The 15680-nt window shown below is 69.0% G+C and carries 10 protein-coding genes and 1 pseudogene; 5 read left to right on the top strand and 6 right to left on the bottom strand.

Annotated elements, in window-relative coordinates:
* Positions 1-180: 180 nt before the first annotated feature.
* Positions 181-1188, bottom strand: coding sequence for an iron-siderophore ABC transporter substrate-binding protein (locus ACTWQN_RS26150; RefSeq protein ID WP_443206215.1), 1008 nt, complete (start codon positions 1186-1188; stop codon positions 181-183).
* 124 nt (positions 1189-1312) lie between these two features.
* Here ACTWQN_RS26150 and ACTWQN_RS26145 point away from each other — a divergent pair, with 124 nt between their 5' ends.
* Positions 1313-2344: a FecCD family ABC transporter permease gene (locus ACTWQN_RS26145; protein ID WP_443206214.1), complete on the top strand. Its 1032-nt coding sequence runs from the start codon at positions 1313-1315 to the stop codon at positions 2342-2344.
* Positions 2345-2347: 3 nt separating this feature from the next.
* Positions 2348-3412, top strand: a complete 1065-nt coding sequence (locus tag ACTWQN_RS26140; RefSeq protein WP_443206213.1) for a FecCD family ABC transporter permease — start codon at positions 2348-2350, stop codon at positions 3410-3412.
* A 300-nt stretch (positions 3413-3712) separates the two neighbouring features.
* On the opposite strand, the pseudogene ACTWQN_RS26135 reads toward ACTWQN_RS26140, so the two are convergent.
* From ACTWQN_RS26135 to ACTWQN_RS26120, 4 genes and pseudogenes are all read right to left on the bottom strand, one after another.
* Positions 3713-4222, bottom strand: a pseudogene (locus tag ACTWQN_RS26135) (TerC family protein); the annotation flags it as partial.
* 135 nt (positions 4223-4357) lie between these two features.
* On the bottom strand, positions 4358-6532 hold the full coding sequence (locus ACTWQN_RS26130; RefSeq protein ID WP_443206212.1) for a xanthine dehydrogenase family protein molybdopterin-binding subunit: 2175 nt from the start codon (positions 6530-6532) through the stop codon (positions 4358-4360).
* Positions 6532-7491, bottom strand: coding sequence for an FAD binding domain-containing protein (locus ACTWQN_RS26125; RefSeq protein WP_443206211.1), 960 nt, complete (start codon positions 7489-7491; stop codon positions 6532-6534). Before ACTWQN_RS26125 ends, ACTWQN_RS26130 begins: the two co-directional genes overlap by 1 nt.
* Positions 7478-7930, bottom strand: coding sequence for a (2Fe-2S)-binding protein (locus ACTWQN_RS26120; protein WP_443206210.1), 453 nt, complete (start codon positions 7928-7930; stop codon positions 7478-7480). The genes ACTWQN_RS26125 and ACTWQN_RS26120 overlap by 14 nt, the downstream gene beginning before the upstream one ends.
* Positions 7931-8168: 238 nt before the next feature.
* Here ACTWQN_RS26120 and ACTWQN_RS26115 point away from each other — a divergent pair, with 238 nt between their 5' ends.
* Both ACTWQN_RS26115 and ACTWQN_RS26110 read left to right on the top strand, forming a co-directional pair.
* Complete coding sequence (locus tag ACTWQN_RS26115; RefSeq protein WP_443206209.1) at positions 8169-8753, top strand: TetR/AcrR family transcriptional regulator; 585 nt, start codon at positions 8169-8171, stop codon at positions 8751-8753.
* 195 nt (positions 8754-8948) lie between these two features.
* Positions 8949-10055, top strand: coding sequence for an alpha-hydroxy-acid oxidizing protein (locus tag ACTWQN_RS26110; protein WP_443206234.1), 1107 nt, complete (start codon positions 8949-8951; stop codon positions 10053-10055).
* A gap of 77 nt (positions 10056-10132) precedes the next feature.
* Here ACTWQN_RS26110 and ACTWQN_RS26105 read toward each other — a convergent pair whose 3' ends face one another.
* Positions 10133-13333 (bottom strand): LpqB family beta-propeller domain-containing protein, encoded by a 3201-nt coding sequence (locus ACTWQN_RS26105; protein ID WP_443206208.1) that lies wholly within the window; start codon positions 13331-13333, stop codon positions 10133-10135.
* A 435-nt stretch (positions 13334-13768) separates the two neighbouring features.
* Between ACTWQN_RS26105 and ggt the strand changes: the two genes are divergently transcribed.
* Positions 13769-15661, top strand: coding sequence for a gamma-glutamyltransferase (gene ggt, locus ACTWQN_RS26100; protein WP_443206207.1), 1893 nt, complete (start codon positions 13769-13771; stop codon positions 15659-15661).
* Positions 15662-15680: the final 19 nt, after the last annotated feature.

Below are 15680 nucleotides of genomic sequence, written 5' to 3'. Positions count from 1 at the left end.
AGGCGGTTATCGCTGCCGGGGGACCCGGCGCGGCATCCGAAGTGTTGGGCGAACGCTGTCGGGACTCGACTTGGCGGTTGCGCGGATCGGTGTGCCTGGCGGCTGGGGCTCGTGCGTGGTTGTTCCGGCGAGAACCGGGATTTCCGCTCACGAGCACGTGCTGCCGATCCGCGCGCCCGCTTATCGGGGATTCACGTCGTTCTGCTCCAGCAACGGCACCAGTTGATCGATGGCGTAGGGAATGCTGAGCACCGTGTTGAACGACACCGCGGCGCCGATCGGCGGGTCGTAGTAGGTGAGGAACACGGATCGGCCCTCCCGCCCGACCTTCGACCGCTGGTAGACCGTGTCGGCCTCGACCCGTTGCCGCACCGACGGATCCGCGACCGTCCACACCATCCGGTCCGCCTCGTCGAGCAGGTCGAGCCGCTCGGAACTCACTTCGGCGGCGTTGTTGTTCGCGGCCAGCTGGGTGATGCGGTCCGAGGCCTTGAACCCGAGGTCGGTCATGAACTCGGTCTTGGCGTCGTGGCTGGCGAAAAGCGCGTAGTTGCCGGGCGTGAAGCTGTCCGCGACCACGATCGTCTGCTGCGCGTACTCCGGGTGCTTCTGGCGCACCGCGTCGAAGCGCGCGTCGACATCGGCGATCAGCTGCTTGGCCTGGTCCGCGCGACCGAGCGCCTGACCGATGCGCTCGGTCATCAACCGCCACGGCGCGGCGTAGTCCTGGTAGCCGGGCGGCTGGGCCACCGTCGGCGCGATCTTCGAGAGCTGCTGGTACTGCTCCTCGGTCATGCCGCTGTACTGCGCGATGATCAGATCGGGTTTGAGCGTGGCGATCTTCTCGATCTGGTACTCGTCGCGCTCACCCACGATCTCGGGCTTCGTGGCACCCCACAACGGCTGCGTCCACGGCCAATTGCCGTAAGGGCGTTCACCGAACCAATCCACCACCCCGACTGGCTTGATCCCCAGCGCGAGGACGGACTCCTGGTCGTTGAGCCCCAGCGCGACGACCCGCTTCGGATCGGTGGGCAGCTCGGTGGATCCGTACTTGTGCTCCATCCGCACGCCGGAAGTGCCCTGGTCCCCGGTAGCGGGGGAACCGCAGGCGGCGAGCACGATCGCCATCAGGAAGCCCAGGAATGCCAAGGACTTCGCTCGACGCCGCGCGATCGGTGTGGACATTTGCTCCTCCCAGGTGGCGCAAGCGCCAGCAACAAGGTTAGGTTAGGCCAACCTAATCGCGGCCAACAGTAAGGAAAGGATCACCTAACCGTCAAGCGATCCGAGAGGTTACGGTGACCATGTGATGGGCACAACCGAAGCACGCGCCCCGGCGCAGGCGCGTCCGCACCGACGAGTGGGCGTACTGCTCGCCGCCGCATGCGCGCTCGTCCTGCTGTGCCTGCTGTCCATCGCGATCGGCGCCCGAACCATCCCGCTCGACGAAGTCGTCAAGGCGCTGTTCTCACCCACCGGGACCGAACTCGACGCCATCGTGCGCGATCTGCGGATTCCGCGCACCGTGCTCGGCGTACTGGTCGGCATGGCGCTCGGACTCGCCGGTGCGGTGGCGCAGGCGCTGACCCGCAACCCGCTCGCCGACCCCGGGCTGCTCGGCATCAGCGCTGGCGCGTCCTTCGGGATCGTCGTGTCGGTCGCCGCGCTCGGCCTGACCGCCGTGCACGGCTACATCTGGTTCGCCTTCGTCGGCGCGCTGCTCGCCAGCATCGGCGTCTACCTGCTCGGCGCGATGGGCGGAGCAGGCGCCACGCCGGTCAAACTCGCGATCGCGGGTGTCGCGGTGACGTTCCTGCTCAGCTCGTTCACCAGTGCGCTGGTGCTCACCGATCCCCAAGCGCTGAACCGCTACCGGTTCTGGTCGGCCGGATCGCTGGCCGGACAAGACCTCGGGACCATCGTCCAGGTGTTGCCGTTCCTGGCCATCGGCGCACTGCTCGCACTCGGCATCGGCCCGGCGTTGAACGGCCTCGCACTCGGCGACGACGTCGCCGCGTCGCTCGGCCACCGCCTGCGGCTGGTGCGCCTCCAGGGCGTGCTCGCGATCATGCTGCTCACCGGGGCGGCGGTGGCGCTGGCCGGTCCGATCGTGTTCGTCGGCCTGATGATCCCGCACGCGACCCGCATGCTGATCGGCCCGGACCACCGGTGGCTGCTGCCGGGTTCGATGCTCGTGGCGCCCTGCCTGCTGCTGGCCGCCGACATCCTCGGCCGGTTGGTCGCCCGGCCCGGCGAGATCCAGATCGGCATCATCGTGGTGTTCCTCGGCGCGCCGCTGTTCGTCGCACTCGTCCGCCGCCGCCGACTCGCGGAGCTGTGATCCGTGGCCCTCGTCCAGATCAAACGCACCGCCGACCGGATCACCTTCCGCTCGACAACCCCACCGGTGTCCGGAATCCTCCGGCTGCGCACCTGGCTGGTGGGAATCGCGTTGGCGGCGGCCACGTTCCTCGTGTTCTGCATCAGCCTCGGTGTCGGGGACAGCCCGCTGAGCCCGACCGACGTGCTGCGCGGCCTGTTCGGCCAGGACGCGGCGAGCGCACTCGTGGTGCGCGAACTCCGCATGCCGCGCGCCGTGGTGGCGCTCCTGGTCGGCGCGGCGCTCGGCATGTCCGGGGCGATCCTGCAAACGATCACGCGCAACCCGCTGGCCGGTCCGGACATGATCGGCATCACGCACGGCGCGGGAACCGCCGTGGTGACCGGCATCGTGCTCGGCGTCGAATCCCAAATCGGCACCCAGGTCCTGGGCCTCAGCGGCGGACTCGCCGCCGCGCTGCTGATCTACCTGCTGTCCTGGAAGCGGGGCACCACCGGATACCGAATCGTGCTGATGGGCATCGGAATCTCCTGGACCTGCATCGCCATCACGGACTACCTGCTCACCAAGGCGTACGCCTACCAAGCCCACCGAGCGCTGGGCTGGCTCGTCGGCAACCTCAACGGCCGGGACTTCAGCCAGGGACTCCCGCTGCTCGTCGCGATGTCGGTGCTGGTGCCGACCGTGCTGCTGCTCAGCCGCTGGATGCGCGTCCTGCAACTGGGCGACGAAACCGCGACGGGACTCGGCATCCGGGTCCAACTCGCCCAGCTGGCCCTGCTGGTCACCGCGGTCGGTCTCGCCGCGTTCGCCACCGCCGCCGCCGGGCCGGTGCTGTTCGCCGCGCTCGCCGCGCCGCAGATCGCGCAGCGGCTGTGCCACCAGGCCGCGCCGCCACCGATCGTGTCCGCGCTGACCGGCTCGCTGATCGTGACGGCCGCCGATCTGACGGCGCGTCAGCTGCTCGGCGACGCCGAACTGCCGGTCGGCGTCGTCACCGGCGCGTTCGGCGCTGCCGTCCTGCTGTGGCTGCTGGCCAGGACGAATCGCAGCAGGATGACTCGGTAGCCACCCGTCCACCGGAGCCAACTCGCCGCGCCCATCGGCGGTATCCCCGGACGAGGCGGAAATCCCTTGCCAGGCAAGATGTTCCGCGGTGCGCACCGAGCCACCCGCAGGGCTGCTCCGGGCTAGGCATCCTCGACGTCTTCGCACGACGCGAGTTCCTCAGGTATGCGGGTCCTGCCGTTGTTCAGGGCCGGGGTTTCTTCGGCAGGTGGGCGTCGAGGAGCACGGCGCAGGTGATCAGGAGCGCGAGCAGGACGAGCGCCGTCGCGCCGATTTCGATGAGGACGTCGGTGGGCATGGTCAGCTCCCAGGAGTGGGTTCTGCTGCGCCGCGGCGAGCGCGCAGACTGGTCAGCGTGATGGTCGCCAGGACCAGCACGATGACCGCCAACGAGATCGGAGTGGGGATTTCCGGTACCTCGGGCCAGATTCCGTGGGCCCAGTGCAGCACCAGCTTCACGCCGATGAACGCGAGGATGACGGCGAGGCCGTGGTTGAGGTGGACGAGCCGGGTCAGCGCCGCGCGCAGCACGAAGTACAGGGCGCGCAGGCCCAGCAGGGCGAAGGCGTTGGTGGCGAACACCAGGTATGGATCCTCGGTGATCCCGTAGACCGCGGGCACGGAATCGACGGCGAACACCACATCGGTGGCGAAGACGGCCACGACCACGACGGTCAGCGGGGTCAGGGCACGCCGACCGCCTTCGACGACCGTCAGCCGGGTGCCGCGGTAGTCGTCGGTGACCGGCATCAATCGGCGCAGGAGTCGCACCGACCTCAGCTGTGACACGTCGCGGTCGAAAGCCGATCCGCCGTATCGGACAAAACACCCGTGCCGCAAGGTGATCTAGCTGTCGGACCGCATTCGCACTCCGGCGCCCGCGAGTACTACCGAACAACCCGGCGTCCGACCTGGGCTGTCGCGGTAGTACTCGCTAGGCGTCGATCACTGCTCCAGGAGGTCTTCGAGCACGATCGGGATGTGGCGGACGCGGATGCCGGTGGCGTTGTAGACGGCGTTGGCGACGGCTGCCGCCATGCCGACCATGCCGATCTCGCCCAGGCCCTTCGCGCCGACGGAGTTGTGCAGCGTGTCCGGGTACTCGACGAAGTGGACGCCGACATCGGAGATGTCCGCGTTCACCGGCAGCAGGTAGCCCGCGAAGTCACCGTTGGCCAGTCGGCCGTTCGCCTCGATCTCCAGACCCTCGTGCAGCGCCGCCGACACGCCCCAGATCATGCCGCCGATGATCTGGCTGCGAGCCGCCTGCGCGTTGATGATCCGGCCCGAGTCGAACACGCCGAGCATCCGGGACACCCGGGCCTCGCGCGTCAACCGGTGCACCCGGACCTCGCAGAACTGCGCACCGAACGAGCTGAACGAGTGCTTGGTCAGCTCCTCGCCGGGGGCCGACGAACCCGTCGCGGAGACCAACTGGCGGTTCACCGCCCGCAGCACCTCGCCGAACGTCATCGACCGCCCGTCGGACAGCACCCGACCGTCCTCGTAGGAGACCTCCAGACCGTCGAACGGCGCTCCGGGGGACGACGCCAAGGCCAGCAGCTGGTCGATCACCTCACCCGCGGCGATCATGATGGCCGAACCCACGCTCGCCGTAGCGGTCGAGCCGCCGGACAGGCCACCGGGTGGGAGCGCCGAGTCGCCCAGCCGCGGCGTGATCCGCTCCGGCGCGATGTCCAGCGATTCGGCACCCACCAGGGAAAGCACGGTCAGCAGACCGGTTCCCGGGTCCGCCCCGCTGGTCTCGACCACCGCCGTTTCGTCGGCCCGCAGGGTGATCCCGACGGTCGCCGGGAACCGCAGGGCCGGGAACATCGCGGTGGCCGTGCCGAGACCGACCAGCCAGTCACCATCGGAGTGGCCGTGCGGCGAGCGGTTCGCCCAGCCGAAGCGGTCCGCGCCGATGCGGAAGCACTCGTCGAGGTGCTTGCTCGACCACTGCAGATCGTTGCCAGGCGGCGCGGTCGAGTTGTTGCGCATGCGCAGCTCGATCGGATCCATGTGCAACGCGACCGCCAGTTCGTCGATCGCGCTCTCCAACGCGAAGGACCCGGGCGCCTCACCCGGCGCTCGCATGAACGTGGTCGGCGGGATGTTCAGCGGCACCATCTTCTGGCTGATGGCCAGGTTCTGGGTGGCGTACCACTCCCGCGACGTGCCGTGCGAGGTCGGTTCGACGAACGACCGGTCCATCGGCGTGGTGGACCACGAGTCGTGGCGCAGCGCGATCAGCGTACCGTTGGTGTCCGCGCCGAGACAGATCCGCTGCACTGTCGCGGGCCTGGTCGCGGTCGCGGTGAAGACCTGTTCCCTGCTGAGCGCGGCCTTGATCGGCCGGTCGAGGCCCTTGGCCGCGGCAGCTGCCAGGAATGCGGGCGCGGACGTGCGGCCTTTGCCGCCGAAAGCCCCGCCCACGAAGGGGTTCACCGCGCGGACCGACGACGGATCCACGTCCAGCGCGAGGGCCAGCTCCAGAGCCTGGAGGTGCGCCCCCTGGTTTCCGCTGTAGACGGTCAGACCGTCGGCGTCCCACACCGCGACCGCGGAATGCGGTTCCATCGCGGCGTGGTTCTGCGTCGCGGTGGCGTACGTCGCGTCGACGACCACCGGACTTGCTGCCAACGCGTCCTCGAAGGATTCGACGTCGGGTGCGAGGACTTCCAGGGACGGGGCCTCCACCCGGACCCCCGCTGGCGCGTCCTCGGCCGAGGCAAGACCGTCCTCCAGCGAGGTCAGCGCCGGTCGCTCGTGGTACGAGACCTCGATGAGCATCGCCGCGTCCCTGGCCTGCTCGAAGGTCTCCGCCACCACGAAGCCGATCGGCTGGCCGTAGTACGCGACTTCCTTGTCCTGCAGGGGAACCCACGTCTCGCCGAAGGCCGGCAAACTCGGCGTGCGCAGCTCCAGCGGGTCGAACGGCGTGTACACGGCGAGCACGCCGGGAGCGCTCTTCGCCGCCGTGATGTCCATCGCCGCGATCTCGCCGTGGGCGATCGTGCTGAGCACGACGTATCCGTAGGCCATGCCGGGGAAGTTGTTGTCCGCCCCGTACTTGGCCCGCCCGCTGACCTTCAGCGGGCCGTCCAGCCTGCTGGTCATCAACGACTCCCCTCGGTCAGTTCGAGCAGTGCGCGGACAACGGTCCGCTTCAGCAAGGACACCTTGAAACCGTTCGAGGACAACGGCTTGGCGCCTTCGGCCGCCACCGACGCGGCGTCCTCGAAGGCGGCCTGGGTCAACGGTGCACCGCGCAGGGCCGCCTCGACCGCGGTCAGCCGCCACGGCACGGTCGCCACGCCGCCGACCGCCACTCGGGCGTCGACGATGCGCGAGTCCTCGACGTGCAGTGCGACCGCGGCGGAGCACAGCGCGAACTCGTAGGACTGCCGGTCGCGCACCTTGACGTACGTGGAGTGCGACGCCCAGTCCAGCCGCGGCACCAGGACCTCGGTGATCAGTTCACCGGGCCGCAGGTCGTTCTCCACCTCGGGAGTCCCACCCGGCAGGCGGTAGAAGTCGGCCAGCTTGACGGTACGGCTTCCCGCCTCGCTGACCAGCCGGATCTCCGCGTCGAGTGCGATGAGGGCGACTGCCACGTCGCTGGCGTGGGTCGCCACGCACGAGTCGCTGGTGCCCAGCACGGCGTGCATCCGGTTGGCCCCCGAGATCGCGGGGCAGCCGCTGCCGGGTTCCCGTTTGTTGCACGGCGTGGCGACGTCGCGGAAGTACGTGCAGCGGGTGCGCTGCAACAGGTTCCCGCCGATGCTGGCCATGTTGCGCAGCTGCTGGGAAGCGCTCAGCAGCAAGGCGCGGGAGATCACCGGGTACACCCCGGGGTGCTTGGCGATATCGCCCATCCGCTCCAACGCGCCGATCCGCAGCCCGTCACCGGTGTCGATGCCGCGCAACGGCAACTCGTTGATGTCCAGCACGTGCTGCGGCGTCAGAACGTTGAGCTTCATCAGGTCGACGAGCGTGGTCCCGCCAGCCAGGAACGTGCCGGGTGCGGCAACAGCGGCTTCGACGGTGGTCGGTGCCGTGAGTTCAAAGGGACGCATCAGCCCGCCTCGCTTGTTCGACTGCCGCGACGATGTTCGGGTAGGCCGCGCAGCGGCAGATGTTGCCGGACATGAACTCCCGGACGTCCTCGACGCCCTGCTCGACCGCGGCAACCGCCGACATGATCTGACCGGACGTGCAGAAACCGCACTGCAGGGCGTCCTGGTCGACGAACGCCTGCTGGACCGGATGCAACTGGTCGTCCGTGGCCAGTGCTTCCACCGTTGTCACCTGCTGTTTCACGGTGGCGGCCAGGGTGAGGCAGGAGAGCACGGGCCGGCCGTCGACATGCACGGTGCAGGCGCCGCACTGGCCTCGGTCGCAGCCCTTCTTCGGGCCGGTGATGGCGAGGTGCTCCCGCAACGCGTCCAGCAGCGTGACACCGGGATCGACGCTCAGTTGTTCTGTCCTACCATTGATTTCGAGTGAGATGTCCACTGGATCTCTTTCCCGCAGATCGCCCGGCTGGGGCAGCCTCGCGGCATGGGTATTGGTGGTGGTGGCTACGTCGAGTTCGTCGTCGAGCAGAACCGGATATCCATCCGCTTCATCTCGCCACCGAGGCTAGCGGATTCTTATCCGCTTCGCAAAGAAGCTCCGCACCCTGGGGTTGTTCCAGGTCCGACGACTTTTGCATTACATTCCACGGGGACGTGACGGACAACCGGGAGGGACGATGACGACGGGATCGGTCAGCCCCCGACGCGCGGACACCCGGCGGAACCACGAGCGCATCCTCGTCGCGGCGGCGGACTCGCTGGCCAAGTCGGGAGAGGTCTCGTTCAACGCCATCGCGAAGCAGGCCGGTGTGGGGGTCGGCACGGTGTACCGGCACTTCCCCACCCCGGAGGCGCTCATCCTGGCGGTCTACCAGCGCGAGGTGCGGCACCTCGTCGACATCGTGCCGCGCCTGCTTGAGACCAACACCCCGGAACAGGCGTTCCGGACCTGGACCTCCGATCACCTGGCGCGCTACATGATGACCAAGCGAGGCTTGGCCAACGCCCTTCGCGCCGCGACGTCATCGCACGGCGAGCTGCCCGCGAGCGCCTACGAGGCCATGATCGGCGCGGTCGCCACGCTGTTGAAGGCCAACGTCGAGGCCGGAACGGTACGCGCCGGTCTGGATCCGGAGACGGTCTTGCGCGGCCTGGGCGGCCTGCTGTACCTCGACCCGAGCGGCGACTGGCGGAGCCAGACCGCGAGCCTCACCGACCTCCTGTGGCGAGGCATGTGCACGGACGAAAGCTGCCGGAACTGATCCACCCCGGTCGACGGTTCGAACCGAACAGCACCTTCGCGCAGCAAGGTCAGTGCGAACAGCTCGGCCTGGCCGCCGGTTTTTCCTTCGGGGACAGGTGCCGGGCGGCGTAACCTGCTCCTCGTGAACAGGCCGCACTCGCCGACCTTCGGCGACTTCCAGAACGAGATCTACCTCGCCGGGCTGACCGGCCGGATGCCCACCATGCCGATGTCGTTCGCGGAACTGGAAAGCCGTGCGGCACAGGCGATGCCGCCGACGGTGCTGTCCTATGTGGCTGGTGGCGCGGGCGACGAGGCGACCCAGCGCGCCAACACCGACGCCTTCGCCCGATGGGGACTCGTACCTCGGATGTTCGTCGGCGCGACGGAACGCGACCTGTCGGTCGAACTGTTCGGCATGCGGTGGCCCGCTCCCCTGTTCATGGCGCCGGTGGGTGTGATCGGCATCTGCGAGCAGGGCGGGCACGGCGACCTGGCCACTGCCCGCGCCAGCGCCCGCACTGGCGTGCCGATGGTCGCGTCGACGCTGATGGCCGACCCGCTGGAGGAAGTCGCCCCCGAACTCGGCGACACCCCCGGGCTCTTCCAGCTCTACACCCCGACCGATCGCGATCTCGCCGCGTCCCTGGTCGGGCGTGCCGAGGCGGCCGGGTTCGCGGGCATCGTCGTCACCCTGGACACCTGGCTCACCGGCTGGCGCCCGCGCGACCTGTCCACCGCCAACTTCCCGCAGCTTCGCGGGCTGTGCCTGGCGAACTACTTCTCCGATCCGATCTTCCGGTCCCGGCTCGCCTCATCGCCCGAGGACGATCCCCAGGCGGCCGTCAGCTTGTGGGCGCAGGTCTTCGGCAACCCGCTGACCTGGGATGACCTCCCCTGGCTGCGATCGCTGACCACGCTCCCGCTCATCGTCAAGGGCATTCAGCACCCCGACGACGCCCGCCGCGCGATCGACGGCGGCGTCGACGGCATCTACTGCTCCAACCACGGCGGCCGCCAGGCCAACGGCGGCCTGCCCGCCCTCGACTGCCTCGCCGACATCGTCGACGCCGCTGGCGACACGCCGGTGCTGTTCGACTCCGGCGTCCGGTCCGGTGCCGAAGTCATCAAGGCCCTCGCCCTGGGCGCGGCCGCGGTTGGGGTCGGCCGCCCGTACGCCTACGGTCTCGCGCTGGGCGGCGCCGACGGAATCGTCCACGTGCTCCGCACGATCCTCGCCGAAGCCGACCTGATCATGGCGGTGGACGGCTACCCGACCCGGGCCGACCTCACCCGCGACACCCTGCGCGAAGTCCGCTGACCCGCCAGCCGTGCTGCGGCTCGTGAGCGGTTGTTCCGGTGCGAACCGGAATTTCCGCTCACGAGCGCTGCCTGGCGTCAATGGCCTCCTGGTGGGTGGGTGGTCGGGTGTGGGCCTTCGAGGTACGCGTCGCAGGAGTGTTCGTAGTCGGTGGCCACGATTTCCGGTGCGTGCCACCAATACCGGGACGCGGCTGCGGGATTCGCCCGCTCGGCAACCGAAGTCGCCGGGGCCGGTGCGCCCGCTGCCTGGAGCGCCTGGGTGCCGCCCGCGGGCGGCGTCGCGGTGAAGGGCGCGAGCAGCTCTTCCCGGGTGTGCAGGTGGCCACCGACCATGGTCATCCGCACGTCCATCGCGGCGTCGATGTCTTCCAGCGGATTGCCCTCGACCATGATCAGGTCGGCGACCTTGCCGGGTTCGAGGGTGCCGACATCATCGGCGACACCGAGGTTCTGCGCGGCGTTGACGGTCGCGGTGCGCAACGCGTCGTACTCGTCCCAGCCGTAGCCGACCATCTCGCGGAGGTTGGCCTGCAGTCCGATCGCGACGTAGGTCAGCGGCGAGTCAGTGCCCGCCAGCACCCGACCACCGGCGGCCGCGATGTTCCCCAGCGCCTCGACCTCCAGGCACTCGGCGGTCTCGCAACGTGGATCCGAGGGCGGTGTCGTGTTGCCCGCGGTGGTTTCGAGCAGGTCCTGACGGGTCCACGGGGGCAGCAAGGCCATTCGCGGATCGGCCGCCATTTCTTCGCCGTAGAGGAAGTCGGAGGTGAACAGGGTCGCGGTCACCGACCGCTTCCCCGCCCCGTACAGGGCCGCGACGTCGCCGTAGGAGGTGCCGGTCGCGGTGAGGGTCCGGGCGTAGCCGAGTCGTTGGGTGGCGGCCAGGTGGGTGGTGCCGTCCTGACCCAGGTGCGCGCCGGGGGACAGGTAGTGCGAGTCCGACGGCACCCCCATCTCGTGGGCGGCGTCGATCACCGTCTTCATCCGGTTCGCGGGCAGCCGCACGTAGGTCTTGACCATGTCGTAGTCCAGCGCCCGCGCGCGGGAGAGCTCGAACTCGACCTGCCCATCACTGCTGGTGGGACGCATGAAGTTGTAGTAGACCCGCGATCCGTCGATCGGCTCGCCGGTGGCGTAGAACCGCGGACCGATCCGGTCCCCGGCAGTGAGCGCCTCGCGGTCCTCCATCGCCCGGTAAACCTGATCACCGACCGACATGGTGGAGGTGACGCCGTACGCCAGGCTGATCCGGCCCTGCCGGTCGCCGTAGAACCGCGACTCGTGCTCCTGGTGCACGTGGGAGTCCATCAGGCCGGGCATCACCGTCAACCCCGAGGCGTCGACGACGGTGCCCGCGGGATGGTCACCGCGGTGCGGTGTCACCGATTCGATCCGGTTGCCGACCACGACGATGTCCACGTCGTGCCGCAGCTCCCGGGCGTTGCCGTCCCAGAAACCACCGGCGTGGATCACGGTGCGGCCTTCCGCCACGTCCGCCCGGTAGGTCAACGGCACGTCGATGGTCCGCGCGCGCCCCGTTGCCGCGTCGGCGAGGCGGAGCTCGCCGTTGGACAGGTAGAGCAATTCGCTGGCATCGCCGCTCCACGAGGGCGCATCGGTGATCTCGCCGTTGAGCTCCCGCGCCGGACCGGTCGGGGTGCCGGTGTCGTCGACCGGCATCACCCGGAGCGTGGAATCCACCACGAACGCCATCCGATCGCCGTTCGGTGACCACAGTGGACCGTCGTCGCCGCGGGTCGAGATCGAGGCGTGTTCCTCGCCGGGTGCGTGGAAGGTTTGCTGCCCGGTTGCGACGTCCACGGTGAGGATCTGGCTAGTTCCCTCGCGGAACCGCTCGGAATACCGCTTCACCGCGGCGAACGCGATGGTGGACCCGTCCGCGGACCAGGTCGGGCGCCCCGGCCCGAACAGCGGCGGCACCAGCTCCCGCACGCCGCCGGAGCCCAGGTCGAGCACGTAGGTGGCACCGGCCTGGTCCTGGTACGCCAACCGCGTCCCGTCCGGCGAGAACGCGGCGGAGACCTCTGCGCCGTCCAGCGCCGTGACCCGCCGCTCGTCGCCGGTCTGGACGTCGCGCAGGTAGATGTCCTCGGTGCCAGCCCGGTCGGAGGAGTAGGCCAGGTAGCGGCCGTCAGCGGACCACGCCGGGTTCACCTCGTAGAAGTCGTCGTCGGTGACCTTGCGGGGTTGACCGCCGATCGGCATCAGCCAGAGGTCGCCCAGCGCGACGAACGCGACCCGCGTCGCATCCGGCGACAGCGCCGGGGTCAGGATTCCCTTGACCTGCTTCGGAGTTCGGTCGTCGAAGTCGTGCGCCTTCTTGTCGTAGTGCACGGCGGGCTGACCGACGGTGGCCTCGAACGGGATGTCCGAGGGGCGATCCGCATCGAGATCTCGGGAGCGGATCTTGCCGTCCGCGGTGTAGAGCAAACCGTTCGCGCCGGACCACTCCGGGGTGAACAGGAAGACGTCCTCGCCCGCCGTCACCGGCTGCCCGTCCACCATCAGGTCCGCTCGGGTTCCGGCTTGCTGCACGTAGGCCATCCGCTGCCCGTCCGGCGCCCACGCCGGGGCGTGCACGGTGGCCTGCTCCGCGGTGGGCGCGGGGATGACGGTGCGGACGGCGCCACCGGCATCGATCGCCGCGATGTGATCATCGGCGACATAACCGATCTGCTGCCCGTCGGGGTGCCAGGTCGGTTCGTACTCCAGGCCGGGTGCACCGGTCCGCTGCGTCAGTTCGCCGGTGCGGACGTCAACGGTCCAGATGTCGTAGGTGCCCGCCCGGTCCGAGGAGAACGCGATCCGGCTGCCGTCGGGCGACCAGCGGGGTTCGCGGTCGTCGAAACCACCGCTGGTGAGCTGCACCGGGTTGGTCCCGTCGGCATCGGCGATCCAGATGTGGAACTGGCCGCTGGCATAACTCTGGAAGGCGATCCGGCCGTCCGGACCGACATCCGGTCGCGCGGGCTCCAGCTCCGGCTGGGTGAGCTGCTGGGCGGTGCCGCCGCCCGGTGGCACCCGGAACAGCAATCCCTGCAGGTCGATGACGACGCTGCCGTCGGATGCCGCGGCAGCGGTGAGGTTGGTGCCTTCGGTGACGGTGACCTGGGTCAGCTCGCCGAGTTCGGTGGCCGAAGCGGGACGAGACGGGCTGGCGGTGACCACACCGCCGAGCAGCACGGCGGTGGCGGTGAGCGCGGTGGCGGCGGCACCGAATTCGCGAGTGGTGGCGGTCCTTCCGTTCCGGATCATGCGCGGCCCTCCAGAACTGGCGGGTACAGGGCGAAACGGTCGTAGGTCCAGTCTCGACCACAACTTCGGCGATGGAGAGCCGGTAATCGACTGAATACTTTCGACGCTCGGCGGCAGTCGCAGCGCCGAACGTCCGCATCCGTTGCGCCGCTTGGCAGATCGAGACCTGACCGCGATCGCCGCGCCCCAGGCGGTTCTCCAGCCTTCCGGGGGCACCTCCAGTCCACAAAGCACTTAGCCGGTTCACGTCCGCTATGGACCCCTCGGTTGCGGCACATGTCGCAGCGCCTCTCGGGCAGGCCGCTCAGCGACCTCCCATCAGCAGACACCGGCCTGTGTCAGATGGCCTAATCGATCGGCATTTTCTTGTCATGCGCTAACGAGTGCGCGTTAAGTGTTGCCTGGCAGGGGAAGCCCAGAAGGGGATGAACGCTTGTGAGCGACATTCGGCCGTCTCGTCGCAATCTGCTCAAGGCCGGTGGTGCGACCGTCGCGCTGTCCGCGATGGGTGTCGCGGGTGCCGGACCCGCCGCCGCGGCCAACCCGGCAGCGGACCCGAAGAGCACCACCGGTGAACCGACTTTCAGTGAAACGCCGTTCGGCCAGCCCACGGCGTCGATCCCCGATCCCGGCGTGAACATCACCGCGGTCCGCGGTGGCCGCACTTCCGGGTACGTCGCGCAAACCCGCTCCGAGGTGCTCGCGCGCAACGGCGTGGTGGCCACCAGCCAGTCGGTCGCCGCGCAGGCCGGTGTGCGGGTGCTCGCCGAAGGCGGCAACTCCGCGGACGCCGCCGTGGCCACTGCGGCCATGCTCGGCCTGGTCGAGACGGGCAGCGCCAGCATCGGTGGCGACAGCTTCGCCCTGCACTACTCGGCAGCCGACCGCAAGGTGCACGGGCTCTACTCCGCTGGATGGTCACCGGCCGCCTGGACACCGGAGTACTTCAGCAGCCGCGGCTACAACGCCGAGACCGGCATGCCCAATGACGGCATCGATTCGGCGACCGTGCCCGGCGCCGTGGCGGGCTGGGAGCAGCTGCTGCACCGCTTCGGCCGCAAGGGTTTCGACACCGTGCTCCAGCCGTCCGTCGAGCTCGCCGAAGAGGGCTTCGGTGTCACCGAACGCATCCGGGACCAGTGGTCCGGTGCGGCGAAGAAGCTGAGCAGGGACCAGGATTCGGCCAGCGCCTTCCTCGTCGACGGCAAAGCGCCCGGCCTGTACGACATCTTCCGCAACCCCGACCTGGCGCGCGCCTACCGCGCGATGCAACGGCGCGGCGCGGACGCCTTCTACCGCGGTGAGATCGCGGAGGCCATCGTCGCCAAGAGCGCGAAGCTTGGCGGGGCCATCACCGCGGCGGACCTCGCGGAATACCAGGCCGAATGGGTGGAACCGCTGTCGGTCGACTACCACGGCTACGAGATGCACCAGCTGCCGCCGACCACGCAGGGGTTCGCGGTGCTGATCATGCTCAACGTCATCAAGCAGATCACCCCGGTGCACGGCTACGACCTCGCGCAGCTCGGTCCGAGGTCACCGCTTTTCTGGCACCTCATCATCGAAGCCAAGAAACTGGCCTACGACGACCTGAACCGCTACAACGGCGATCCCCACCTCGTCGACATCCCGATGGACATGCTGCTTTCCGACGAGCACGGCATCGAGCTCTGCCGCCAGATCGACCCGCAGCAGGCCCACCCGCCGCAGGTGCCCGGCGCGGTCAACTCCGGCACGGTCTACATCACCACGGCGGACCGCTGGGGCAACATGACCTCGTTCATCTACAGCAACTTCTCCAGCTTCGGATCGGGCGTCACCATCCCCGGTTACGGCTTCCCGCTGCAGAACCGCGGCGCCCTGTTCAACCTCGATCCCACCTCGCCGAACAGCGTGGCGCCGCGCAAGCGACCGTTCCACACGCTGATCCCGGCGTTCGTCACCAACAAGGGCCGCCCGGTGCTCTCCTACGGGAACATGGGCGGCAGCGAACAGGCGCAGGCACAAGCCCTCGAAATGGTCTTCATGATCAACCTGGGTATGAACCCGCAAGCCGCCACCGACGCCGCGCGCTTCCACCACGACCACTTCAACGACGAACTGGAACTGGAACCGGAACTGCACGACCTCGTCGGCGCGCAGCTCGCCGCCATGGGCCACCACCTCTCGGAACCGTCGAGCGACGGCATGGGCGGCTACCAGGCCATCCACTTCACGCCGGAGAAACCCGGCGACTGGCCCGCCGCCACCGGACCCGGGGGACCCGTCAACGGCCTCTACCGAGCAGCATCCGACCACCGCAAGGACGGCTCGGCCATCGGCTGGTGACGCCCGCCCGGTGAACCAC

It is taken from the genome of Saccharopolyspora antiqui (genome assembly GCF_052246905.1).
Taxonomy (GTDB): domain Bacteria; phylum Actinomycetota; class Actinomycetes; order Mycobacteriales; family Pseudonocardiaceae; genus Saccharopolyspora.
The sequence above is the reverse complement of the archived record's forward strand: the minus strand, read 5'-3'. Positions and strand labels throughout refer to the sequence as shown.

What these genes read in the sequence shown, in the direction of transcription:
- ACTWQN_RS26150 (WP_443206215.1), bottom strand. Translation starts at nt 1,188, where the DNA reads ATGTCCACACCGATCGCGCGGCGTCGAGCGAAGTCCTTGGCATTCCTG.
- ACTWQN_RS26145 (WP_443206214.1), top strand. Translation starts at nt 1,313, where the DNA reads ATGGGCACAACCGAAGCACGCGCCCCGGCGCAGGCGCGTCCGCACCGA.
- ACTWQN_RS26130 (WP_443206212.1), bottom strand. Translation starts at nt 6,532, where the DNA reads ATGACCAGCAGGCTGGACGGCCCGCTGAAGGTCAGCGGGCGGGCCAAG.
- ACTWQN_RS26125 (WP_443206211.1), bottom strand. Translation starts at nt 7,491, where the DNA reads ATGCGTCCCTTTGAACTCACGGCACCGACCACCGTCGAAGCCGCTGTT.
- ACTWQN_RS26115 (WP_443206209.1), top strand. Translation starts at nt 8,169, where the DNA reads ATGACGACGGGATCGGTCAGCCCCCGACGCGCGGACACCCGGCGGAAC.
- ACTWQN_RS26110 (WP_443206234.1), top strand. Translation starts at nt 8,949, where the DNA reads ATGCCCACCATGCCGATGTCGTTCGCGGAACTGGAAAGCCGTGCGGCA.
- ACTWQN_RS26105 (WP_443206208.1), bottom strand. Translation starts at nt 13,333, where the DNA reads ATGATCCGGAACGGAAGGACCGCCACCACTCGCGAATTCGGTGCCGCC.